This window comes from Streptomyces sp. NBC_01471 (assembly GCF_041438865.1).
GTDB lineage: Bacteria > Actinomycetota > Actinomycetes > Streptomycetales > Streptomycetaceae > Streptomyces.
This window is the reverse complement of the sequence record NZ_CP109450.1, coordinates 1345061-1368011: the sequence shown is the minus strand read 5'-3', so window position 1 is coordinate 1368011 and position 22951 is coordinate 1345061. Positions and strand designations below refer to the sequence as shown.

Sequence of the window (22951 nt, the reverse complement as noted above, 5' to 3'; positions counted from 1 at the left end):
GCGGCGAACCGGTGCGCGACGTAGGCCCCGCGGTCTACGTCGCCACCGCGCAGAAGTGCGGACGCCAGGTCCCCCAGGACGACCAGGCCAGCGGCACCGCAGCCATACAGAACCCCCACCGATACGTCGGCGGCACCTACGACCGCACCACCGGCTACATCAAATACGGCCAGCGCTGGTACGACCCCACCACCGGCCGCTTCACCACACAAGACGCCCTCACCTTCCTCGCCAACCCCGCCAACGGAAACCGCTACGCCTACGCCGGCGACGACCCCATCAACAACACCGACCCCACCGGGATGTTCGACTTCGACAGCGCTCTCAGTACTCTCAGTTCGTTTATCACAGTGGGCGGCGGCCGGGGCCACTGGGGGCTGCATCATCGCCGGAGTCTTTACGGACGGCATCGGATGCCCTGCGGGCGCGATAGCCGGCGCCGGGTACGGCGTGGGGGTCGGATTCGTGGGCGGGCTTCCTAACTCCATTTACGTCGGGTTCCGCGACTGATTCAGGAGTAGCAGTGGAAAAGATGTGGACAGCGCGGGACATTCAATCCTTGCTGCGCCAAGACGAAAAATTGGAGCGGACTTTCCCCGTCCGATACCCTCTGGGCCCTCTGCCCTACGGGCTACTTTTCCGAGGCTGCATTCTCGCACTATCCGATCAACGAGTGGCGGCATTCTCTTACAGTCGAAAGTCAAGCCGCCCAGCAATATAGTCTGGACCGAACGGCGCGAGAGTTGCGCTGCCTCACTGAGCGCGGACCATCGCCGCTTAATCGTCAATGGTCGAGAGTTCGTGACGTCACCGTCCGACCGTGATGAGATCGATCGATTCGTCGCATCATTGCCGTCGGCTCTCCCGAATCAACTGCCGGGAGAATAAACGGCGGTGGGCTACACGGTGCTCCCCTCGACGCGGGGAGCACCGTGTGTTCGCGCCACGACTTGGCGATGTGTCTGTGGCACCGGTGGGCCGGGGAGCCGGTGCGGGTTCTGGACCTCACGCCTTGACCACGGTCAGAGGGTGCTGTTGCAGCGGTCGCGGCGGGTGATGACCAGTTCCCGCCAGCGCTGGCGGGCGACGGGTTCCCCGTCGAGCCATCGTGCTGGTGAGGAGCCGTCGAGCGGGCGGCCGGCCATGAAGTGGGCGATGTCGACGTAGTAGGCGTAGTCGCCGCTGTGAGTACCGAGCAGCCGGGAGATCGCTGTGGTGATCTTGTCGTCGGCGTCGAGAACGGCGTGGTGGGCGACCTCTCCGCCGCCCACCGTTGGTGCTGACCACCGCGACGGGCCCCTAACTGTGCTGCCTCATGAGGTTGGTGCCATGGCCGCGAGGCTGGGCGGCCGGGCCTGTCTCGGGCGCATCCCGCCGCCTGGGTGTGGGAGAGACACACCCGTGCCGTCGCCCACCGGAGCGGTCGCGCACTCACCGCTATCGAGGACGCCCCTCGCCTTCACCATCAGCTGCTGCTGAGCATCGACCAGATCGCCACGGTGACCGGCACCGAACCGGGGGCCGTTTCCGCGCTCCTGGCCGCGGCCCACCGGGCGGTCCGTACGGGCACGGCCCGACCGCGACCTCGGACAGCCGCGAGCAGATCCACGACGCGCAGCCTCAGCACGCGGCGTGCCCGGCCTTCCGGAAAGGCGCTCTCCGGTGACGCGCTTCCCCCTGGGCTGCGGACTCGGCGCCCGGCTCACGGTGGTCCTCGATCTCGTCCGGGACACCTGCGAGACGGTGCAGCACGCTGACGGTACCGGTCGGCTGACAGCGCCGTCGACGACCGGCCCGAGAGCACGCAGTACTGGTGACCGACAGCGTACTGCCAGACCCTGAAGTACCTGTCTGATCGGAAAATTTCGGAACCGGTGAACTCCGGTGTCACCTCACTCATTCAGTTCCCTCCAGTCGCTGCTACTGCCGATGCCGATCACTTCGGGCGAACCCGGGTCCAGCCGTTGAAGTTTGCCAATGACCCGTCATCAAGGGTGAGGCGGGTCCATACCCAAGCCCGCGTGATCGCGTGCTCCGTGCCCTGCCCTGGAGCCGGGGCCGGAGCACCAGGATGCTGACCAGTGGCTGAAAACCCACTGTGTCCTGTTGGCTTGTGGTGTCACGGACGGAAATTGGGGGCGGCGGGGAAGTGGACGGGCCGGTAGCCGTGGTCTCTCGTGCGTGCGCTGCCCACTCTGTTCCAGGGCGTCGATGAGGAGGCGCGTCAGCCGCTCGCGCTCGGCGGGCGGGATCCGGGCCCCTGAGGCAGGCACTCCTGGAGGCGAGACTTCGCACTCCTCTGTCAACGGATCCTTTCGGATGGCGACTTGTCCCCCTTCGTCGTCGCCGTAGGCGAGACAGGTCACCTTTTAAGTTGCCCCAGTTGCGCCATCAGAGCGCTAAGTTGTGAACGCTCGCCACCGCGCCCAGGACCACGGGGGTCTTCCAGGGAAAAGCGGTGGTCAGGAAGGACCGTAATGACTGAACGGTTCGATGCGGATGGTCATGTCTGCGTCTACCGCCGGATGGGCGCCCATCCGGTACGGGGTTTATGGAAGCTCAAAAGGCTGACGGGACGCGAGCGAGAAGTGCTCCTTCTCGTGGGCACGGGTGCAGGTAATCGGGATCTCGCGCGGGAGCTGGGGATCGCGGAGCGCACGGTGAAGGCGCACATCGCGCGGATCGTGGAGAAGCTGGACCAGCAGACGCGGCTTCAGGTCGCGGTGCTGGCCGTGCTCGCTCACGAGGAGCTGTGCTCCGATCCGCGGTGCGAGTGCCGTGAGACTGGCGTTCCGCCGGGGTCGGTGATGACGGCCGCCTGACGGGGGTGTCCGTGTCCGGGGGAGCACGGGCACGGACACCCCCGTGTCCGGGGCTGACGGGGCAACCGACGGAGGGTGCCGTGGTGTGCACCCTTGGATCTGTCAGTAGTGCTCTTCCCGGTAGATGCCGTCGGCGTCGGCACCGCGGCTCCAGTCACCGAAGCCCGTGTTGCCCAGCTCGATGTTGACGACGAAGGATCCGGCCGCTGCGAGGATGATCCTGAACGGAGCGTCGTCATCGTCGGGCAGATTGTTCACGGCCAGCAACGGGAACTCCGCGGAGGCCAGTGCCGGAGTGTCGGCGATGAGGAGGAGGGGGCTGTCCGGCCAGTCCTCTCCATCACGCCCGATCCGCGCCTGGATCTGCTCCGCCGTGAAGGTCGTGTAGGCGCGGTTGTCGATGACGGTGATCGACTCGTAGTGCCCCGAGCCTCCTTCGAGGGCCTGGAGCAGGCGTGCCCATTGCTCCGGCTGTTCGAAGGAGGTCCGCACCAGAAGCGGGCCGGCGGACTCCTCGATCGTGGAGGAGGGTGGCGTCTCGGGCTCGGCCCCCGTACGCTCGCCGGGGGTGACCTGGATGAGGAAGCGGGGCTTCTTGCCGTCCGTCGACCGGTCACTGGCGTGGACGCGGATCAGGTACCGGCCGGCTCCTGCGATGGCGAGGTTCTCTTTGCGCAGGGGTTCGTATCCGCTGTCGCACAGGGCGAGGAAGCCGGTCGTGGAGACCACAGGGGTCTCCTCGACCTCGTCCCAGCCGCTCTCCGCTCCCGGGTCGTCTCCGGCGTAGAGGGTGACGATGGGGTTCTCCAGGGCGTTCCCGGCGTCGATGTGTAGCCAGTCTTTCCCGGCCGCCAGGAGTCCGCGCCCCCGCGGCTGCGGGCTGGCGTCGGGGTCCATGACGGCCAGGTCGCCCCACTCCTTCATCTTGAGCGGGCGGGTGCGGCCTTGGAGGAACGGCCAGTTGGAACGCTGCATGGAGAACCCCATCGTGCTCGCTGTGCCTGCCAGTTACGTCCTGAAAGGGTAGACGGGCCTTTGGCAGGTGTGACGGGTCTTACTTGATGCCGACGTAGTAGCCGTCGCCGTTGAGGACGCGCTGGGACTTGTAGAAGCCGCCGAGACGGGCACCGGCGCTGCGGTTGTCACCGGCGGAGATGATGCGGGTGCTGCCGCGTGCCGGGTTGCCGCCCTCCTTGCTGGCAGCGAAGGGGTACTCGTCGCAGTCGTACTTCTTGGGGTTGGGGTTGTGGACCTTCGCGCACATGGCCTTGCGGTGGTTGCTGATGGTCTTCTCGTTGGTGATGCGGTGCAGCGGCGAGGAGGCGCCCGGGTGACCGGTGATCTTGCGCTGGGCGTCGAGGATGTGGGTGGCGGACTGCTTCACCTTCGCGTCGCTGCGCGAGAGGCTGAAGACGGGGGAGTAGGACGGGAAGACACAGCCGGGGTTCTTGGTGCGCTTCTTGGCGCCCCAGAACGTGTCGTCGCACCGGTACTTGGCGGACTTGTAGGTGAAGCCGCCTGCCGAGTAACCGGGCTTGGTGAAGGAGAACCGGTAGGAGGCCGGGCTGGCGAGCTGCTTCTTCTTCCCGACGCTGGCGGCGTAGCCGACGGTCCCTTTGTGGGCGGAGCCGAGGGTGGAGCCCTGCGGGAACTTGACGGCGGTCTTGACGCCCTTGCCCCCGCCGACGGACACGCTCATACGGATGCCACCGGCGTTGACGAGCTTGGCCTTACCGACGGTGAAGCTCTCCGCCCACTTCAGCTTGCTGGTCTGCAACGTCATCGAGTGCTTGATGTCGAAGCTGGCGGAGCCGACCGGCTTGCCGTTCCTGAGCAGATCGACGCGGGCACCGACGTCCATACACATGCTGGTGCGGGTGATGCTGATGGTATTGAGACGGCACGTCGCGGCAGCCGCGGTGTTGGCGTAGATGGTCTTGACGGCCGGGGCCCGGGTGACCGTGATGCTGTCCCGCACCGGTGCGGGCTGCGCGGTGGCGGCGCTGATGCCGGTGAGGAGAAGAGTGCCGAGAGCGGCACCGACGACGGCTTTCCTGGGCGCACTGATGGGCATGGGTGTTGTGTCCCCTCGTAGGTGGAGGAACGGCACCACAGCGGGCCGCCGTCCGAGCGGGACTTTATGCTCCTCAACGCCCTTGGATCTATTGACCGTTAGGGCACTGCCTGTTAGGACATGTCGGTTTTCGGTCAACTATCATCACGACGAGAACCACAGAACGGCGCAGCCGCCCTCAGATCCTGAAGTTTCTTGTCGAGGAGCACGTCGCCCCCGTCACCTCATTTCCGACCCGCGAACCCGTGTCCCCGGGGCAGGCCACGCTGTTGACAGTCCCACGTGACTGGGGAGTGGTTCATGCTGTGCCAAATCACATGCAGCCTCCGCTCAACGCCGATGCACGAGTGCTGCTGGGGCAGTTCGCTGTCTGCCTTCCCGCCGCTGCCGGCGGGCAGCTCGGTCGACCCCGTTCGTCGCCCGTCAGCTGATGCCCCAAGCCCGCCAGCACGGATCGCGTGACGCCCTCGGCCTGCTCCCGGGTGGGGCAGGCGCTTCGTACCGGATCCTTTCTAGCATCTGGTGCAACGTCATATGGATTTGGTCAGCGTCTGATTCATGCACCGGAAACATCGCGGGTGGTCGCCTCTCTCGTCCAACGGTGGATTCGACGGTAGGAAGGGTCGGCCGTCACGAGTGCCGGCAGCCTTTCTGGGACTGGATAAGCGCATCCAGCACCGATGCTTTGGACGCGCCCGTCAGACCGGAGGTGGCGTCATGGCTCAGGAGGATCCGGGAGGGACACGGCGGGGAATTTCGTGCCGCCGCACCCGATAGTGCGCGAGCACAAGGACTGGGGGCCAGTCCCATCCGTCGTCGCGGCATCGCGCAACCTCGAACAGGCGGACTGGAAGGCCGTCGCGTACAACGCGGGTACGCTCAACCGCACCCGCCAGGCTGGCGTCGGCGTGGTGGAGGTATTCGACGGCTTCGACTGTGGCTGGACCTCCCACCAGGACGCTGACAAGGCGAACCGGCATCCGTGGTGTCGTCGTGGGTTCGGCCCGCGGCCAAACGTCGATGCGTTATAACGGCGGACTGCGGGTTCGCTTGCCCTATTTATGAGTTGTGGTTGTGGCTCAACTTCGTTGCGGCGCATGCCGGGAGGAGTCGGTGCGAGCTGCGTTCGTACGAACAGGACGGATTGATCAGAGGATGCCTTTCCACGACCATGGCCGCGGACCGGATCGGCCGCGAAGGCAGTCGATCCGGTACTGCGCTTGCCTGATCCACTCCCCGTTGCTGGCTGCATGCTGGGCGGCGTAAGTCGCCATCCGCAGTTCCCTGGCACCTGCGAGGATGCGATAGCCCTCCCAAGCCGTGACGTCGTACCCGTAGGCCTCACAGAACTGCTCGTACTCTCGTGCCGTGACTGCCGCGGTCGTCTTCGCGCGTACGGCGGTAGACACGAGATCCCACTCCGGGGGGCCGATAGAGAAACGCTCCAGATCCATCATCAGAGCCCCGTCGCTCGTGTGGACGAAGTTGCCGGGCCAGGCATCACCGTGCACAGCCCGGTCGGGAAGGCCGGCTGGCCGCTCTGTCCACGCCGCTGCGAGGTCACGGTGAAGATCGCGCAGCCACTCTTTGTCGTTTCCAGGGATCGTCGCGGCGGCTTGCAGCCGCTCGTCCACCCGGACGAATGGATCGAGGTACCCCAGCTCGATGTCTGGCACGGGCAATGAGTGGAGTCGTGACAGGAGGCGGGCCAGGTCGTGAACCGACCCGTGTTCCTGACGCGGGAGTTCCGCCCAGAACGTCACGGGCCTCCCGTCGACTTCAACTGGTTGCTCCACGTCGACCAGGCGGACGGCCGGGACATCCTCCCGAGCGAGCCAGCGTGCTACGCGCACCTCACGGGCCGCCGCACCGCCCTGGCCGGTGCGGGCGATCCGCACGATCACCTGTTGCCCTGGGAGCCGCCATATTTCGTTCTCGGCCAGGCGTACAGATTCGGCTGCCGAGGCATCCAAGCCCACGGCAGCACAGGCTTGTTGGAGAGTTCGCCGATCGGGCTCGTCTGCGGAGTGGGTCATGCTGGGACCGTAGCGGTGATCCGTTCCCGCAGGCCTGACGCCTCCTGAACCTTCTGGTGCCTGGCTGCGAAGTGCCCGAGCTGCCGAAGATCGTCGGCCGCCCGTCGGGACGTGAGCCGGCCGACTTCGTCCAAGGCGTCGTGCCCGATCAGCGCCGCCTGCCGCGGATCGCCTTTCGCCATCATCAGGGCGGCAAGCTTCGTACGGGAGATCGCGCGGGACCGTTTGAAGGAGTCCGAGTGCCCCTTGACCGCCATGTTGAACCGGCCTGCTGCCCTACCTGGGTCCTGCCCCGCCAGGATGGCGAGGTCGAATAGCGCGTGGGCTGTGTCCCCGTTGTGCTGCGCTGCGTCGTAGTAGGCCATCCACGGGGGGTCCTCGGATGGGCGGGCACGCGTGAACGCTTCGTCCGCAGCGCCGACTGCGGCCATGGTGTCCCGGACATTGCCCATCTTCCCGAAGGCGCGGGCGCGTGCTGTGTGGAGCATCGCCTGTTCCGTGGCGGTCAGGCGGTCGGACCGTACGAGTCCCTTCTCGGCGTAGGTGAGGCCATCGTCTGGCGCGCCGATCCACACGGCCTGCCGGGCGAGAAAGGAGTAAGTCTTGGCACGCAGGTGCCAGTCTCCGGCCTCCTCGGCGCAGTCGGCTGCGAACTTGAACGTCTTGGTGGCTTCGTCGTGGTGGTAGGCGTCGAAGGCCGATGCGCCGACGACGATACCGAGCCGTGAGACGGCCGCGAACAGGTCGGCGCGTAGGTGCTCGGCGCAGCGCACTTGCAGCAGCCCGGCGGACCATTGCATCGCGCTGCCGGCCACGTCACGGACTATGCCGCCGCCGCCCAGCTTGTTGTCCATGCCGCTGATGGCGGTGGCGGCTGCCAACACCTGGTCGATCTGACTGGGGCTGACGCTCTCGGGGAGCGAGAGGCCAGACGGGGCGAAGGCTTGCGTGAGGTCTATGGGGGCGAAGGCGGCTAGGCCGCTGACTTGGAGGAACGAGCGTCGGTTCACTGGCTCATGGCTCCCGGAGTGAGGAGATGGTTCGTCTCCGCCCAGGATGCGGCCTGCCCGCGCCTGAGCTGTTTCTTCCCCCCTACCCGCTGCGCGCTTATCGGCATCAGCCCGCCTTTTATCGGCATCGGGGTTGCCGAAGACCATCGGCCAAGCGCGGTCGAAGAACCCTCCGGTCTCAAAATAGGCGTCGAGCCGTTGGGCCACATCACGGCGACAGCTCGGGTACTTTCCTCTCTCAATCGCCAAGATCATGTCGTCGCTGACCTGGACTAACCGTCCCAGAGCTGCGGCGGATAAGCCCGCCGCTTTCCGTAGCTCGCGCAGCTCGTTCCCGAACCACTCCTGGGGCGAGGCCCCTGGGTTGAGGTCTTTCATTGGCTGCGGCATTCCCTGCCCCTGAAGTCGTTGATGCCGATATTTCGAGCTGTCGGCATCAGGCACTGCCCACGATCGGTGCGCTCTGTCTGAATGGTTGCTGATCAGTTGGGTTCCAGTACACACCGCAACCGGAGCTTGTTGAAGCGGTTCCGGCGGAACGGAAGGAACAGGGTGCAACTTCTCCTCGATACACGCGAGCAAGGCGTTTCCATTCCAGCCATGTCCAGAAGCGTGGGCGGCCAACTCGACATGACGTTCGACGTCCGTGCCGAAGATCTGGGCACCGTACGGGACATAGTGCAAGCGCATCTGTGCCTGTGGCGCATCGCCAGCGGAAGCATCGACCTACTGCTGATTGTGGTCAATGAACTGCTGACCAACGTCATTCAGCACACAGCGGCAGATGGCAACGGGGCCCGGATGGCCAGCCTGCTGCTTCAACAGGTTCCTGACGGTGTGACCGCAATCGTTCGTGATCAGGACCGCTGTCCGCTTGCCCGCACGGCCTCTGCAGGCCTGCTCGCCGAAGGGGGCCGCGGCCTGATGCTGGTGCGCGCCCTGGCGAACGACATGTCAGTGTCCATCACCCCGGCCGGCAAAGACGTCTGGGTCTTCATCGCAGCCCCAACTGAAACCGAGCGTTCCTAACCCCTCGCAGCTGGCGCCGTATCTGGAGATCCGATGTCCCTCACTGTTCTGGCCCCGCAGGCCAACGTGGTTTCCGCGCACCGCGGCGGGCCCGTGGCTGCCCGGTGGACACCGCCGCTCGACGCAGACGGCTTGATGCGTCTCCTAGAAGCCGTCAAAGCGTGGACCCCACTCGACGTCGAGGCGATCTTTACCGACTTGGACACGGCCATCGGCTACATCGTGGAGGCAGGCACCTCAGAGGGCACCGCAGCGCCCGAGGCCCCGACGGTGGAGCTGGTCGACCGGCTGTGTGGCCACCTGATCAGGCTCAGCGATATCGCCGGCGCCGACCGGAAGGACCCGCCCACGAAGGTCATGGTGGTGCTCATCGAGCGCGGCCAATCCGTGCGGGAAGAACACGCTCCCGACTGCCAGCGGGGGGTCGTGGCTCGTGCCCGGCGTTTGGCCTTCGCGCTGTCCGACCTGGTCGACGCGCTGATCGAGGCACAGATCATCAGGGAGGGTGCATGACGCACGACTCCAACGCCCGCAAGCACCCGTCGGTGGGCGTCATGCTGATTGATTCCCCGGCCGATGCGTATGACTACGAGGTGTACGCAGCACGCCTCGCGGACACCAGGCTCGTGAAGAACAGCCTTGCTCTGCGGCCCCTGCCGCGCGTCCTGCATCTGCTTCGCCCTCATGGTCAGCGACTTCATTCGCGGCCGGGACGCTTCCCACACCCGCGCCTGCGGTGGATGCCCTCGCCGCTCTGCAGGGCCGGATCCACAGCTGGACGACCACCGCGATAGCCAGACCCGCCGCGCAGCACGCCCCCCGAACGCCCTCTTCGGCGGCCAACCACCGCTCCCCCGCGCCTCCGTAGGACCGCCGAAGAGGGCTCCCCCTCCATCGACCAGGAGTCACCAGCATGTGCCAGCATGAGCCCCCCTGCCCCGCCTCTGTCAGGCCGGATCGCGAAGCGGCCGAACCCGTTGCCCGCGACCACGTCATGGGGTGGACGCTGCTGTGCAATGGCGTCCTGTGCTTCGAGGACACCGGCGAGATCCTGCCAAACGGGAAGATCATCGCCCCGCACCGCCCCGCCGACGCGATCGGAGCAGCAGCGTGAACGAGAAGAAGATCCCGGTTCCATACATCACCGCTCGCGTCGGGGAGGAGGCGGACGTCTTCCTCTCCCTGCGAGCCACGTTCGGCTCCGCCGGCATTGCGCGCCTGGGCTACTGGGACGAGACGAGGGACGACCGTGACGTGCGTGGCGTGCTCTGGGGCCGCGTCTCACAGTCGATCGGGGAGGAAGGGTTGCCAGCCGGGGACCCGCGGTGGGGACTCGTCCACCCTGCCCGTCAGCGCGAGACCATGCTCGGGCTGCGGTGTCAGGTGTGCGTCGGGGACGCCCGTAGGCCCGAGGGCATCCTGTTCCTGGAGAGCGCGCAGAACGGCATGCCCGCGACGGGTGCCCCCGTACGCACTGCTCAGCCTCCGGTCTGCCTGCGGCACGCGCGCCTGTCCGCGAAACGGTGTGATCACCTCGCAGATCACGGGCACATCGCGTTCCTGGCGCAGAGTGCTCCCCTGTACGGGGTCATCGGGACGCCGTACGCGTACACCCACAGCGGCCTTGAGGCCCTGGAAAGCGACGACACCCCCGTCCCGTACGGCGCCCCCGCGCTGCGCTGGTTCCTCGCCTCCCAGCTCGTGCGGACCCTGCGGGCCTTCACCGTCGTGGACCTGGACGACCTTGTACTCCCACTGGCTCCGGCCGTGTGATCCCTGCACACGGCCGACCCCGCTCCGCTTCCGGGCGGACGCGGTGGCATCCAGGCCGCCGCGCATCGAGCACCACCCCGTTGGACGGTCCCGGCCAACGGCCATAGCAATTCGAGGAGATTGAACCCCGTGACGATCCTTGCCGACGAGACTTTGGTAGCTCAGGATGCCGACCTGCTCGGCCGTCTCAAGGAACTGCTGGCCGGGCACCCGGCCGGTGGGGCCTTCCAGCTCCTCCTGGCCCCCAATGGGGTATCGGTGGCCGACGACGAGGTCCTGGTCCAGGAGATCGACACCGCCCGGCGCGTCGTGGAGCTGCGTCCGCGCAAGCTCAGCGACGTCTCCCTTGACGACGTGCTGCACACCACCCAGGTGACCGACCCCACAGACGAGGCATACGGCCGCTACGTCGCCATGCCCATGGCCAGCGACTGCCGCACGCACTATCGCCCCGACGGGAGCGCGGGCCACCTGTACGTGATGTGAGGGAGGCAGCCCCGGAGCATTCCGCAGGTTGCAGAGCTCCGTCTGGCTTCCCGGGCGGACGCGGTGGCCCAGAGTGCCACCGCACATCGAGCACCACCGGGTGACTGGCATCCGGCCCCACGTCCACAGCTATAAGAGGAGATAGATTCCGTGACGATCCTTGCCGACGGCACCTTGGTGGCTCAGGAAGCGGACCTGCTCGGTCGCCTCAAGGCAATGCTCGACGGCCACCCCGCCGGGGCCGCCTTCCAGCTTCTTCTGGCGCCTTCCGGGGTACCGGTGGCTGACGATGAGGTGCTGGTCCAGGAGGTCGACACCGCACGGGGCGTCGTGGAGCTGCGTCCGCGCAAGCTCAGCGACGTCTCCCTTGACGACGTGCTGCACACCACCCAGGTGACCGACCCCACAGACGAGGCATACGGCCGCTACGCCGCCATGCCCGTGGCCAGCGACTGCGTCCGCGTCCGTACGAGCCACGTGTACGTGGTCTGAGGGAGGAAAGCCTTGTGCATATCGCATCGCAGCGCGAGATGGCCTCCACCATCTACACGCGCCTCAGCTCCGCGGTCGTGCCGCGCCGCACTCCCGGGCCAGGCATGCAGCTCATCCACCTGCCGCACGTCTTCCCCGAGCAGTGGATCGCGTCGTTGCCGATCCCGGTCGAGGACAAACCCCCCGGTCAGACGGTGGCGCTGGTGGACGGAGCCGCCTTTCACCGAGAGGTGAGTGAGGAGGCCGTCACATCTGCCTACGCGGAGCGGCCGAGGACCCGCGTCTTCGAGAGCATCCACGCCCGGTCCGACGGTTGGTACAGCCTGGTCGCGCTGCGCCTGGCGGGCCTGGTCCGCCACCGGGTCGTCGCCACCCTGTACGAGTCGAGTGCCGGAGACCTCAACTTCGGCGCGCATGACGACGTGTGGGACGGGGTGATCGTGCAGCTGCGGGGGGCGAAGTCCTGGCGGCTGTGGCCGGAGCCGCACGGTCAGCCGCGTGAGGTGCTGACCCGGGCCGGCGACGTGCTGCTCCTTCCCCGGGGCGTCAAGCACGAGGTGACGACACCGGACCGCTCGGTGCACTTGGTGCTAGCCGTGACCGACGCACCACTCGCCGCGTCGGCCTGACCCGCCTCCGACACCGGCCGCGTGACCCCTGCACGCGGCCGGTTCCCGCCCGGCGAGACCCCGAGTCCGCCGTGCGGGAGGCCCGTACCGCTCACCACTCTCCCGGGTGGTACGGGCCCTCAACTCTCGCCTTCCTGAAGTGCGTGCAGCTCGGCAAAAAGCCCTCCGGCGTGGAGAAGTTCCTCATACGTACCGGCCTCCGCGACCGTGCCGTTGTTCAGCACCACAACGCGATCGGCGACGCGGGAGTTGGCCAGCCGGTGCGTGATGAACAGAGCGGTGCGGCCGGCTGACAGCTCTCGAAGCCTGGAAAAAACTTGGTGCTCCGCACGGGCGTCAAGGGCTGCTGTCGGCTCATCGAGGACCAGCACGGGAGCATCGCGGTGAAAGGCTCGGGCGATGGCGATGCGCTGCCACTGCCCGCCAGAGATGTCGTGACCGCCCCACCACGATCGGGCCAGGGACGTGTCCAGCCCTGCGGGGAGCTGCGCAACGACGCTCGCCGCCCCGGCTTCTTCGGCCGCCCGGTGCACAGCCGGGTCGCCTTCTTCTCTTGGTGTGCCCAGGGTGATGTTCTCTCGGCAGGTCAGGGGCCAGCGCGTATAGTCCTGCGGCACCATCGCTACGGACCGCCACACGCTCTCCGGGACTGCGGTGGCAAGGTCGACTTGGTCCCATTCCACCCGCCCCTGATCGGGCAGGTACAGCCCCGTCAGGAGATGTGCCAGGGTTGTTTTCCCGGAGCCGTTCTCGCCCACCAGGGCGATGACTTCGCCCTTCTTCAGTTCGAGGTGGATGGCCGCGAGTGCCGGGCGCGATGTGCCCGGGTAGGTGTATGAGATGTTCCGGGCGCTGATGACGGTCGGGCCGCCTGCGGGCGCCTCGGCAGAGCCACGGCGCGTTCGCAGTTCGTGGGCGGTGCGCAGGAACGCGGACCAGTCGTCGAGGAACAGGCTGGTGCGGAACAGCCGGGCCCCGGCGCGCGTCATCATCGTCAGCGTGCTGCTCGACGTACGCATGGCGAACAGGGCTGTGCCGGCCGCGGCCAGGTTGATGCTCCCGGCCGAGACGAGAACACCGAGCATCGCCCATGCGGCGATCATCGCGAGGCTGGAGACGGCGTCCCCGCCGAGGCGGACCCGCAGGGCGCGCAGTGCGGCCGACAGTGCTTCGCTCTCCAGGCGATCGGACACCTGCCCGTACCGCTCGGAGAGGAAGGGCCCCATGCCGCAGGCGCGGATCTCCGCGGCCGTGCTGCGCGTCGTGGAGTAGCTGCGCAGCGTGGAGCGGAGCCGGTTGTCAGAGAGGGTGTCGTGAGCGGCTGCGTGTTCGATGCGGGCGGCCTTCACCGCTGCGATCCCACGGGGCACTGCGGCGAGGACCAGAAGGCCGAGCAGCGCCGGGTGAAGAGAGCAGAGGACCGTTGCGGCGGCGGCGATCTGCGCGAGCGCGGACACCATGCTCTGAGCGTCCTGAAGGAGCTCCTGGCAGGATTCAGCGCCGCGTCCGGCCGCATCCAGGCTGTCTTCGAACCCGGGGTGTTCGTAGGCCGAGAGTTCGGCGGCGGCTGCGGCGGCGAGAACCTGGATGTCCGCCTCGCGCGCCGCCTTCGGCCCCAGCCGCGCGGCGGCCCCCTGAGCTGTCGCATCGGTGAGGGAACGCCCGATGAGCGCGGCGGTGACGATGACCAAAGAGGGGATGGCCGCGCTCGCCAGTGCGTTCACGGGGCGGCCGTCGGAGAACGCGTTGAGGATGTCGAGTGCGTGCTGGACCACCGTGGTGGTCGCCGCGAGCGCGACTGCCGCCAGGAGTGCGGTTGCGATCTGCGCGCAGCCCATCATGATCAGGGCTCTGCGGTCGGCAGCCCAGCCCAGGCGGGCCGCCGACCGCAGGGCGGTGGGCAGCCGACGGGCGATGGCCCAGGTGCTGATCGAGGCAGCGGTCGTGTGATGCGGATCTACTTTGAGGCGCATGACCGGCGGCGCGCCGGTCGCGGGTGCGGGTGTCGTCACCCCCCATGATGTAGAGGACATCTGCGTTGGGGTGCAGCCGAGTTACCTGCCCGGCCGCGCAATCGGGCAGGTGAGACGCCCCGAACGTCAACATGACGCCTCTTCATTCACCTGTGCGGGTGATGTCCGGTGTGATGAGAACGGCGGCCCATGGGCGCACCGGATCGTCCTCCTCCAGCCCGAGCGTGTAGCCCTTTCCCTGGACCCAGGCGTGTGCCTCGTTGGGAAGCGCCCGGGCGCCGAGTACCCAGTGGACCCGGTGTCCGCACACCCTCAGGGCGATCACGGTGGCCAGTGACACCTCCATGCAGGCGAGTCGTCCGCCCCACCACGCCGGGCGCACAGCCAGCACTGCCCGGTGTACTTCTCGGGCGAAGGCGGTGTCCGCCGGCGGGAAGCGCGCCAGCAGCCTGGTGGCCCGCATCAGCCAGACCAGCGGCAGGCGATGAGCGGGGACCGCAAGGGCCAGGGCGAGGACTGCCAGAGCACGCAAGACCAGTGGAGGGGCGGGTGCCGTGTTATGGCGTTCGGCCATCAGCGGCATGTGATCACCTGCCGCAGCGTCCGGCGCCGGGGCGTCGCCCGGTGTTCGGTGAGCAGCCCGTGATCGTGGAGCGTGGCCATGGTCGCGGCCACCGCTTCCTGTACCTGCATCGGGTTGTGCCCCCGGGCCGCGATGGTGTCGATCAGGATGCGGATCGAGCTTCCGGCGGTCAGGGCCGCTTCCCAGATGCGGCGGGTGTCCTCGTCCATCCACACCCATTTCCCGGTCCGGAGGTTCAGCACCGCCGTGGTGCCGTGTCCGATGGCGGCCGTACGGACGTGGTCCGGTCGTCTCAGCATGCTGCCGCCTTCGATGTCGGGACGGTGGCCGGGTTCGGGAGGTTTCCGAGCCAGAGGCAGGCCGTGAGGAACTGCTGAAGAGCGGCGCGCGGCGCCGATGCCTCGCCGCCGACCGCCCGGTGCAGGTCGGCCCCGATCTGCCGCGCGTCCATCAGCCCTGCCTGCACGAGCGGACTCGCGGTGACAAGGCGGTGCAGCTGGGTGTGGTGGGCTCGCATCCCGGACAGCAAGACCGGTCCGAAGGAGCCTTTCGAGCGGCGGCCGGTCAGCCAGGTAGGCAGGTCGGGCAGCGCCGCGCCGAGCAGCGGCTTGTACTCGCCACCGCGGCGACGCTCATGTGCGGGGATGGCCAGGCAGGCCCGGACGACAGCGTTGTCCAGGAACGGATACACCGGGCGTACGTCGAGCGGTTCGTAAAGCGTGACCTCATGCCGGGCTGCGGCACCGTTCAGACGCAACGCGGACCAGTCGTCCCATGCGCCGGCCGACACGTCGGGCTGGTCCTGCGCTGATGTGCGCAGCAACTGCCCCACCACGGAACGGCCATGGGCGGTGAGCCACCCTGTGGCGGGGCCCGGCCTGCACCACGACCACACCCGTGGCACCCCGTCGAAGCGTGCTCCCTCGATCATGCCGGCTGCCTCCTCTACGGCTCCGCCGCGGCCCAGGGCGGCCGATGCTTTTACCTGCCGCCACAGGGGTCCGGGCGCCTGATCACGCAGCCGCGCCCAATCCGCCAACTGCGCTTTTGCCGGACGCCGTTCGCCGCGTTGCAGGAGGTCCACGAACGTTGCCGTGGACGATTCCAGCACCACATCGCCGCCGTGTCCGGTCAGGTGGGCTCCCAGCCCGGCCGCCGGACGCAGATAGGCGGCGTCCATCCCCGCGATCGCAGCCGCGAGCGTCGGTCCGTCCGTCGGCACAGGTGGCGGCGACGCGAAATGCCAGGTGTCGGGCCCGCCCTCGCACAGGTGGTGCTCGATCCTCGCGTACTCGGCGACCCGGGCGGCGAACCCGGTGTCCTCGGCACTGGCCAGCCTTCCGCCGTAGGTCACCGCCCGCACGGGGCGCCGCTGCGAGGCCAGGAGTACCAGCGTCGAGGAGTCCAGCCCGCCGGACAGGTCGGCGCCCACCTCGTCGTGCTCGCAGGCGTAGCCTTCGGTCGCCTCGGTGAGCGCCTGGCCGACTCGTGCTGCCCCTTCGGACAGCGTGACCGGGGAGGGCAGGCCGGTCACGTCCACGGTCTCCCAGCGGTCACCCTGCACCAACAGGCCGCTGCCGCCGGGCACTTGGTGCACTCCCTCATACAGTGACCGGTCAGGCCAGTGCTCGGCTCCGGCCACGATATGTGCGGCCAGTAGTGCAAGGTCAGGGTCCGATCCGACAGAAGCGGCGACCCGCGAGGCTTGAGTGCCCCAGACCACGCCTCTCTCACCCCGGCCGACGAACAGCGCGCGCGCTCCTGCAAGATCGCCCGCGATGAACGTGCGGTCCCCGTGGCTGGCCACGGCCCAGTACGACCCGGCCCACCGGGTGAGGTCTTCCCACCGGCCCCGGCGCGCGGCAGCGAGCCCTGCGGTCCACAGCACGGCTTTACTCACCCGGCAGTCCCCGATCACGCTGACGCTGACCGGCCCCTCGCGCACGCTCTGGACCGTCTTGCAGGTGTGCCAGGCCCGCACACCCGGGGACACCTCAGTGCCCCCGTACGGTTCGGCAAGGCCCGGCCCTCCAACAACCCACATTTGGCTCACGCCCACTCCTCACATTGGTGTCGAACGAAATGCGGCGCGACCACTCAGAAAGAGGTGTGTCGCGCCGCACGGGAAAGCCCGTGGTTCACGGGCCGAAGAAGAACATGTCCTTGTCGGGCTCAGTGGCCGTTTCGCCGCCGCGCGTGACGCGCACGACCGAGGCCGTGAACAGCGCCGGCGCGAATACCGGGTGCTCCTGCGGCTTCGCCGCGGTGGCAATGACAGGGGTGTTGTCCATGACGCGAGTTCCTTTCACAGACGGGCTGCGGGGCGGTGCCGGTGCTGCCCGGCCTGGAGAGCGGGCAGCACCGGCACCTGAGGACCGCGAGGGGATCAGCCCTCGAAGTAGTTGTCCTTGTCGGAGTCGTTGAAGACCTGTCGGCCACGGGTCGCCGTGGTGACGGCCTCGACGGACATCAGCGGAGCGAAGACCGGGGCGGTCTGGATGTCCTGCACGGTGTTCTCGGAGCTGATCTCGATCATGGGAACAACCTCTCAATCGGTGAGCTGTTCGCCCTTCGGCCGGATGTCCCTGCCGGGGCAACACCAGATCACCAGAGATCGAGGACGACCGGAACTCGGCGAAAGGCGGCAGAGAACGGCGTGTGAGTCGGCGCGAAACGGAGGCGGGCTCGGCGAATTTCGGCGAAGTACCCGGCCCCATTCCCCGGTTGTCCGTCTCCTCATACGCTGGTCTGAATCAGCAGACGGAGGCATCCATGGGAAGGCCCCCGATCGACCGGCGGCCCAACACATTCCTGGCGTACTGGCTCACGCGTACGGGGATGTCGAACGTAGAGCTGGCTCGGGCCATTACCGATCGAGCCACCGAAACCGGCGAGCGCGGCGTCGCCACGGACGAAAGCCGCGTACGCCGGTGGCTCAAGGGCGAGATGCCGCGTCCCCCCGTCCCGCAGTTGATCGCAGACGTGATCAGCATGCGGGCCGGTACTCCGATGACCTGCGCAGACCTCGGCCTTCCTGGTCCGCAGGGACCCGCGAACGCGGGCCACCCCGATCTGCCGTGGGAGGCGTCCAGCACCATTGGTGCTCTGACACACATCATCCGGAGCGAATTCATGCTGCCGACCACCCGCATCAGTGCCGAAGCCAGCACAGTCCACCAGGGCAATAACCTGCTGAGCCCTCTCCAGCAGTGGGCATCGGCGCCCTCCACCACCGAGGCGAGCGAGGCTCTACAGGCCCGCTCGGGGCGCATCGGGATGGCACAGGTGGAAGGCATCCGGGCAGTTACCGCGACCTTCCGCGACCTGGACAACCGCCACGGCGGGGCCCTCTCCCGCAAAGCGGTCATCGGCCAGCTCGACGACGCCGTCGACATGCTCAACACGTGCTCTTACACGGCCGCCACCGGACGGGAGCTGTTCTCGGCCGTCGGTGACCTCGGCTCCGTCGCGGGCTGGATGACCTTCGACGCCGGCCGCCACACCAGCGCACAACGCCTGTTCATCACCGCCCTGCACGCTGCATCTGTAGGCGGTGACAAGGGCCTGGGAGCGCACATCCTGCAATGCATGGCCCGGCAGATGTCCCACCTCGACCACTACGAGGACGCGCTCGACCTGGTCGCGCTCGCCCAGTACGGAGCCCGTCGGCGGCTGAGCCCGGCGACCACCTCCATGCTGGCCTCCCTTGAGGCCCGCTTCCACGCGATCCTCGGCCACCTTCCCGACTCCGAACGTGCAGCAGGACACGCAGAGGAAGCGTTCACCCGCGTGGTCCCCGGAGACGAACCACCGCACATGGCGTTCTTCGACGCGGCCGAACTCTCAGCCACGCTCGGAGTTGCCCATCAGATCGCCGCAAAGAAGAGCAGCGGGCCCGACCGGCTCCGTCGCGCCGAACAGTCCGTGCTGCTCCTGAACCGGGCCATGGAGAGCCGGCCAGACCACCGCGTGCGGAGCAAGGCATTCGACCACGTTGGCCTCGCGCGCACCCATCTTGCGGCCGGGGAACTCGACGGGGCACGGCAGGAGACCGAGCACGCATTGGCCCTGTTCGGGGACATCGGATCGAAACGGGTGGCCGACCGTCTCGTGGAACTCCACGACGAAACCGAACCCTTCCAGCGTGGGCAGGCTGGGCGAAAGATGCGTGAACTTATCTCTGCTGCCCTGAGCTGACCTGTCCCGTCTCGAACGGTCTGGGCTGCGAGCAAGGCCGTGAACTGCGGCGACCAGGTCGACTGAGACGCCAGGGTGCGGGACATCTCAGTTGACCTGGTCCCACAGGCGCGGGTACGGGTCGCCGTCTGCACGGTTCTCGCGGACCGGGTCGCGTGGTCGGCCCGAGGTGGTGAGGAGGCTGCGGACTTGTTCGGTGCGCGCTGCTGGGTGTTGGTGGTGGCGTGTGACGAGGGGATCGAGTCGTGCGACGAGTTCGCCTACACCTCCAGCTACAACTCTGACGGTAAAATCGAACCTGAGCCCGCCCCGGAAGACGAGCCGTCCGGTTCACCCTGGCCGACGGGACACCGGTTCGCCGACCGCACAGGCAAGTACGGAACCCCGCGTACCACGACTGTTCCGGAGATCAGCGTCGGCGACAAGATGTAGCCGGGCCGCTGGCCGCCTGGCTGGACCGCCACCCCGGCGTGGAGGTCATCTGCCGGGACCGGGCGGGCGCCTACGCCGAGGGTGCCCGACGCGGAGCCCCCGACGCCCTGCAGGTCGCCGACCGGTTCCATCTGTGGCAGGGCCTCGGCCGGGCCGTGGAAACCTGCGTCGCCGCCCACCGCGACTGCCTGCGCAACCCGATGCCCGGCGGCATGCAGCCGGAAGCCACCGGACGGGCTTCCGGCCGGGGACAGGACGATTCGGCGCCCATCGGCCGGCGGGCCGAATGGAAGAAGGCCGCACACGCCCTGGTCCACGAGATGCTCGCCCAGGGCCACTCACGCCGGGCGATCGCCCGGCACCTGGGCTGGGGGCTGAACACCGTGCTCCGGTACGCGAACGCCGCACGCTGGCAGGACACCATCCGCGACAACCGCCCCCGGCCCAGCAGGCTGGACCCCTACAAGCCCTACCTGGAGCGACGCTTCGCTGAGGGATGTATCAGCGTCACCCGGCTGCATGGCGAGCTGGTCGCCGAGCGGGATCCCGTCACCTACGGCATGGTCCGAGCCTACATTGCCACCTTGCGCGGGGCTCCGTCCGCAGCACCGCCGCGGCCGCCGACGGTGCGGCAGGTGACCGGCTGGATCACCCGACATCCTACGGCCCTGACCGAGGAGGACCGGGCCGGTCTGAAGGACGTCCTGGCCCGCTGTCCCGCACTGGACACAGCTGCAGGACACGTCCGCGACTTCGGCGAGATACTCACCGACCGCCTCGGCGCCACGCTCCCCACCTGGATCGACGCAGTCGATGCCAGCCGGCTGCCCGGGCTCACCGGTTTTGCACTCCATCTGCACCGAGACCTCAACGCCGTGATTGCCGGGCTCACTCTGGACTGGAGCTCGGGCAGTATCGAGGGTGCCGTGAACCGCATCAAGAAGATCAAGCGGCAGCTCTACGGTCGGGCCGGATTTGAACTCCTACGCAAGATGATCTTGCTTCAGTAGTGCATCGCCTGGGTGTCGGCTCTCTACCCACCGCGTCGCAGATCAGAGTTCGGTCGTCCAGATTCCGACCGGATGGTCACTCGGAGGCAGCCACAACTGAGGCTGTGACTCGCGATGCCTCTTGTCCGCGCTCTCATCCCAGTGGAAACGGCCCTCGGTATCAGGCCACGCGACTTGTACTACAGGGAGAGGCGGCCGCCGGTAGAAGCCGATGGCCTGCCCGAAGAAGGTCCGGTACCAGCCGCGATCAACCTGCCTGAGCGCGACTCGATGGCCGGCGACAACATCAGGATGGCTCTGGCTGTCTGCCAGTGTTTCGCCTGCGGCGGACTTCTCTCCGAGGGTGTTGAGCATGCGGTGCATGGCGTGGATATCGAGCCCGAACATGGCGAGTTCAGGTCCGCCGTGGGTGTGTGCGAGGCCGATCGTGTAAGCGAATCCAGGACCGATCTCGTCTTCGGGGACCATCACGACGTGCCATCCGTGCTGTTGCACATGCTCGATGACCGTCAGATCCATGCGGTCCGCTTCGTCCCGGTCGCCGTAGTCATGGCAGAGGACACAACGGCACCGGAACGGATCATCAGTCATGTGCGGAGGGTACGAGGTGAGCCCCTATGTCGAGCCACCAGGGCTTGGAACCTTCCCAATCGAACAGCGCCCTCACCCTCTGCGATGGCTCCCCAAGATCTGTGCCAGAAGCCTCAACTCGTGAACAAAGCCACCAGTGCCTGGGTGTCGGAGCCGAGGCGGTCGACTTCGTCGATGGCGATGAGGACGCGCTGTTTCCTGCGGGCCAGGCTGTCAGTAATGCCGGTAAGGAGGTCGCGGAACTCTTGGACCAGAGCAGGGAAGTTGGGCGCATTGTGGAGATGAATGTGGCGTGTGATCCGTCCCGCGTCATCATTTGGGCGGTGCTGTTGGAGAGAGTGTTGGTCGTGGTCTGAATGGTTTGCAGTCGGTAGAGGTGGGTTTCGCAGCGGGTGATGAGGTGGGGTTTTGCGGGTCTGGGGCGCCATCCGGCGGCGCGGGCGAGCAGGGTGCCGATGACCATCATCGCCCGAGACCTGAGCAAGGTTGAGGGTTCCACCTCCGAATGACGACTGTGCCTGATGAGCGAGGGGTGTCCGGCGAATCATCACGTGCCGTGCACTCTGCCTTGCCACGGCAGTGGGTGACAGTATCCCTGCCAAGTGATCACCAAGCTGGCGTTCGAGCCCGGCACTTACGTCAGGACGGGTAGCGAGGCCAGGCCGCGCACTAGGCGAGTTCGCCGCCAGTTCAGTTGTTCGGGTGGTAGGGCTAGCCGGATTTCGGGGTATCGAGTCAAGACCGCCCGCAGAGCGATGTCCGCCTCTGCCTTGGCGAGAGGGGCACCGAGACACCGGTGGATGCCGTGTCCGAAGGCTAGATGGCCCGCTGCTTCGCGTTCGAGATTGAGCTGGTCCGGTGACGCGTACCTCTCCGGATCGCGGTTGGCAGCTCCAAGTGCCACCGACACGGGAACGCCGGAGGGAATCTCGACACCTCCCAGAACGACTGGTTCCGTGGTGAACCGGAAGGTGGTTGTGCTGACAGGGGAGTCGAACCGGAGCAGCTCATCCAGCGAGGCTGACACATCTTCCGGCTTCTTCCGGAGCCGTTCCAATTCGGCAGGGTGCTGGAGCAGCGCCAGCAGGGCGTTGCCGAGGAAGTTCGTGGTGGTCTCGTGCCCTGCGATGAGCAGCAGCACGGCCAGCGACACCAGCTCCTCTTCGCTGAGGTGATCGTTTCCGTCGCGCGCCGAAATCAGCCGGTCGAGGAGCGACTCACCTGGTTGTAGGCGCTTGGTAGCGATCAGACCGGTCATGTACTCGGCCATGGCGTGCGAGGCCGCATCGATGAGGTCGGGATTGCCGGCGGCGAACAGCTCTCCGGACCAGCCCTGGACATCGGGCCGATCGGTCTCTGGCACTCCCAGCATCTCGGAGATCACGATGACCGGCAGCGGCACTGCGAGTTCGGCGATCAGGTCGACCTGGTCGCCGGCGGACCACTGATCCAGAAGCGCATCGGTGACCTGGCTGATGAACGGGTGTAGCTTCGCGACAGCGCCTGTCGTGAACGCCTTGGTCACCAGCTTGCGAAGCCGGGCGTGCTCGGGCGGATCACTGGCGAGCATGTTGTGAGCTACCGCCGGGTGGAGGCGACGCCGTGAGCCCTTATCGGCGAAGAAGGCTGCCGTGTCCTTTGAGAGCCGGGAGTCACTGAGAGCCTCCCGGGCTTCTGTATAGCCGGTGACGACGTAACTGCCGCGCCCACTTGAGCCGGTGGGCCCAGGCTGCACAGGGCATACGGAGCGCATGGCCGCGTAAGTGGGGTAGGGGTCACGAAGGAAGCGAGGGTCCTTGGTCGGATCGTTCATG

General features: G+C 67.3%; 28 protein-coding genes. 14 read left to right on the top strand and 14 right to left on the bottom strand.

Going from position 1 to position 22951, the window contains the following annotated elements; translation table 11 throughout:
* The first annotated feature begins 11 nt into the window (after positions 1–11).
* A complete protein-coding gene (locus OG285_RS06080) occupies positions 12–482 on the top strand; it encodes an RHS repeat-associated core domain-containing protein (RefSeq protein ID WP_371790423.1) in 471 nt (156 codons plus the stop codon).
* Positions 483–1022: 540 nt separating this feature from the next.
* Here the strand turns inward: OG285_RS06080 and OG285_RS06075 are convergent.
* Positions 1023–1271: a hypothetical protein gene (locus tag OG285_RS06075; RefSeq protein ID WP_371790422.1), complete on the bottom strand. Its 249-nt coding sequence runs from the start codon at positions 1269–1271 to the stop codon at positions 1023–1025.
* Positions 1272–1465: 194 nt separating this feature from the next.
* Positions 1466–1627: a hypothetical protein gene (locus OG285_RS06070; protein ID WP_371790421.1), complete on the bottom strand. Its 162-nt coding sequence runs from the start codon at positions 1625–1627 to the stop codon at positions 1466–1468.
* A gap of 850 nt (positions 1628–2477) precedes the next feature.
* Here OG285_RS06070 and OG285_RS06065 point away from each other — a divergent pair.
* Positions 2478–2822: a helix-turn-helix transcriptional regulator gene (locus OG285_RS06065; RefSeq protein ID WP_371790420.1), complete on the top strand. Its 345-nt coding sequence runs from the start codon at positions 2478–2480 to the stop codon at positions 2820–2822.
* A gap of 102 nt (positions 2823–2924) precedes the next feature.
* Here OG285_RS06065 and OG285_RS06060 read toward each other — a convergent pair whose 3' ends face one another.
* The gene (locus OG285_RS06060; protein WP_371790419.1) at positions 2925–3797 is read right to left on the bottom strand and encodes a hypothetical protein; all 873 of its coding nucleotides are present in this window, start codon (positions 3795–3797) and stop codon (positions 2925–2927) included.
* 79 nt (positions 3798–3876) lie between these two features.
* On the bottom strand, positions 3877–4896 hold the full coding sequence (locus tag OG285_RS06055) for a NucA/NucB deoxyribonuclease domain-containing protein (RefSeq protein ID WP_371790418.1): 1020 nt from the start codon (positions 4894–4896) through the stop codon (positions 3877–3879).
* Positions 4897–5672: 776 nt separating this feature from the next.
* On the opposite strand from OG285_RS06055, the gene OG285_RS06050 reads away from it, so the two are divergent.
* The gene (locus OG285_RS06050; protein ID WP_371790417.1) at positions 5673–5927 is read left to right on the top strand and encodes a hypothetical protein; all 255 of its coding nucleotides are present in this window, start codon (positions 5673–5675) and stop codon (positions 5925–5927) included.
* A gap of 117 nt (positions 5928–6044) precedes the next feature.
* Here OG285_RS06050 and OG285_RS06045 read toward each other — a convergent pair whose 3' ends face one another.
* A complete protein-coding gene (locus OG285_RS06045; protein WP_371790416.1) occupies positions 6045–6932 on the bottom strand; it encodes a phosphotransferase in 888 nt (295 codons plus the stop codon).
* Positions 6929–8320: a helix-turn-helix domain-containing protein gene (locus OG285_RS06040; RefSeq protein ID WP_371790415.1), complete on the bottom strand. Its 1392-nt coding sequence runs from the start codon at positions 8318–8320 to the stop codon at positions 6929–6931. Before OG285_RS06040 ends, OG285_RS06045 begins: the two co-directional genes overlap by 4 nt.
* 174 nt (positions 8321–8494) lie before the next feature.
* On the opposite strand from OG285_RS06040, the gene OG285_RS06035 reads away from it, so the two are divergent.
* The 7 genes from OG285_RS06035 (at position 8495) to OG285_RS06005 (ending at position 12351) form a co-directional block, all read left to right on the top strand.
* On the top strand, positions 8495–8971 hold the full coding sequence (locus tag OG285_RS06035; RefSeq protein WP_371790414.1) for an ATP-binding protein: 477 nt from the start codon (positions 8495–8497) through the stop codon (positions 8969–8971).
* Positions 8972–9004: 33 nt separating this feature from the next.
* Complete coding sequence (locus OG285_RS06030; protein ID WP_371790413.1) at positions 9005–9484, top strand: DUF6415 family natural product biosynthesis protein; 480 nt, start codon at positions 9005–9007, stop codon at positions 9482–9484.
* Between the two features lie 400 nt (positions 9485–9884).
* A complete protein-coding gene (locus tag OG285_RS06025) occupies positions 9885–10085 on the top strand; it encodes a DUF5999 family protein (RefSeq protein ID WP_371790412.1) in 201 nt (66 codons plus the stop codon).
* A complete protein-coding gene (locus OG285_RS06020) occupies positions 10082–10744 on the top strand; it encodes a hypothetical protein (RefSeq protein ID WP_371790411.1) in 663 nt (220 codons plus the stop codon). Before OG285_RS06025 ends, OG285_RS06020 begins: the two co-directional genes overlap by 4 nt.
* Positions 10745–10873: 129 nt before the next feature.
* Entirely contained in the window at positions 10874–11230 is a 357-nt protein-coding gene (locus OG285_RS06015) for a hypothetical protein (RefSeq protein WP_371790410.1), read from the top strand.
* A 150-nt stretch (positions 11231–11380) separates the two neighbouring features.
* Positions 11381–11722, top strand: a complete 342-nt coding sequence (locus OG285_RS06010) for a hypothetical protein (protein ID WP_371790409.1) — start codon at positions 11381–11383, stop codon at positions 11720–11722.
* 14 nt (positions 11723–11736) lie between these two features.
* Positions 11737–12351: a JmjC domain-containing protein gene (locus OG285_RS06005; protein WP_371790408.1), complete on the top strand. Its 615-nt coding sequence runs from the start codon at positions 11737–11739 to the stop codon at positions 12349–12351.
* A 119-nt stretch (positions 12352–12470) separates the two neighbouring features.
* Here OG285_RS06005 and OG285_RS06000 read toward each other — a convergent pair whose 3' ends face one another.
* The 6 genes from OG285_RS06000 to OG285_RS05975 all read right to left on the bottom strand — a co-directional run bounded on the left by OG285_RS06000 (position 12471) and on the right by OG285_RS05975 (position 17443).
* A complete protein-coding gene (locus OG285_RS06000; protein WP_371790407.1) occupies positions 12471–14363 on the bottom strand; it encodes an ABC transporter ATP-binding protein in 1893 nt (630 codons plus the stop codon).
* Positions 14364–14466: 103 nt separating this feature from the next.
* Positions 14467–14898, bottom strand: coding sequence for a lasso peptide biosynthesis B2 protein (locus OG285_RS05995; protein ID WP_371790406.1), 432 nt, complete (start codon positions 14896–14898; stop codon positions 14467–14469).
* A complete protein-coding gene (locus OG285_RS05990; RefSeq protein ID WP_371790405.1) occupies positions 14898–15206 on the bottom strand; it encodes a PqqD family protein in 309 nt (102 codons plus the stop codon). The genes OG285_RS05995 and OG285_RS05990 overlap by 1 nt, the downstream gene beginning before the upstream one ends.
* Complete coding sequence (locus OG285_RS05985) at positions 15200–16888, bottom strand: asparagine synthase-related protein (RefSeq protein ID WP_371790404.1); 1689 nt, start codon at positions 16886–16888, stop codon at positions 15200–15202. Before OG285_RS05985 ends, OG285_RS05990 begins: the two co-directional genes overlap by 7 nt.
* 157 nt (positions 16889–17045) lie before the next feature.
* Positions 17046–17198 (bottom strand): hypothetical protein, encoded by a 153-nt coding sequence (locus OG285_RS05980; protein ID WP_371790403.1) that lies wholly within the window; start codon positions 17196–17198, stop codon positions 17046–17048.
* Positions 17199–17293: 95 nt separating this feature from the next.
* Positions 17294–17443 (bottom strand): hypothetical protein, encoded by a 150-nt coding sequence (locus OG285_RS05975; protein WP_371790402.1) that lies wholly within the window; start codon positions 17441–17443, stop codon positions 17294–17296.
* Between the two features lie 236 nt (positions 17444–17679).
* On the opposite strand from OG285_RS05975, the gene OG285_RS05970 reads away from it, so the two are divergent.
* From OG285_RS05970 to OG285_RS05960, 3 genes are all read left to right on the top strand, one after another.
* Entirely contained in the window at positions 17680–19104 is a 1425-nt protein-coding gene (locus OG285_RS05970) for a transcriptional regulator (RefSeq protein WP_371790401.1), read from the top strand.
* 75 nt (positions 19105–19179) lie between these two features.
* Positions 19180–19536, top strand: coding sequence for a hypothetical protein (locus OG285_RS05965; protein WP_371790400.1), 357 nt, complete (start codon positions 19180–19182; stop codon positions 19534–19536).
* Positions 19440–20546, top strand: a complete 1107-nt coding sequence (locus OG285_RS05960) for a transposase (RefSeq protein WP_371793465.1) — start codon at positions 19440–19442, stop codon at positions 20544–20546. The genes OG285_RS05965 and OG285_RS05960 overlap by 97 nt, the downstream gene beginning before the upstream one ends.
* A gap of 42 nt (positions 20547–20588) precedes the next feature.
* On the opposite strand, the gene OG285_RS05955 is transcribed toward OG285_RS05960, so the two are convergent.
* The gene (locus OG285_RS05955) at positions 20589–21137 is read right to left on the bottom strand and encodes a DUF4262 domain-containing protein (protein ID WP_371790399.1); all 549 of its coding nucleotides are present in this window, start codon (positions 21135–21137) and stop codon (positions 20589–20591) included.
* Positions 21138–21163: 26 nt separating this feature from the next.
* On the opposite strand from OG285_RS05955, the gene OG285_RS05950 reads away from it, so the two are divergent.
* Positions 21164–21493, top strand: coding sequence for a hypothetical protein (locus OG285_RS05950; RefSeq protein WP_371790398.1), 330 nt, complete (start codon positions 21164–21166; stop codon positions 21491–21493).
* Between the two features lie 278 nt (positions 21494–21771).
* Here OG285_RS05950 and OG285_RS05945 read toward each other — a convergent pair whose 3' ends face one another.
* The gene (locus tag OG285_RS05945) at positions 21772–22950 is read right to left on the bottom strand and encodes a cytochrome P450 (protein ID WP_371790397.1); all 1179 of its coding nucleotides are present in this window, start codon (positions 22948–22950) and stop codon (positions 21772–21774) included.
* Position 22951 lies beyond the last annotated feature (1 nt).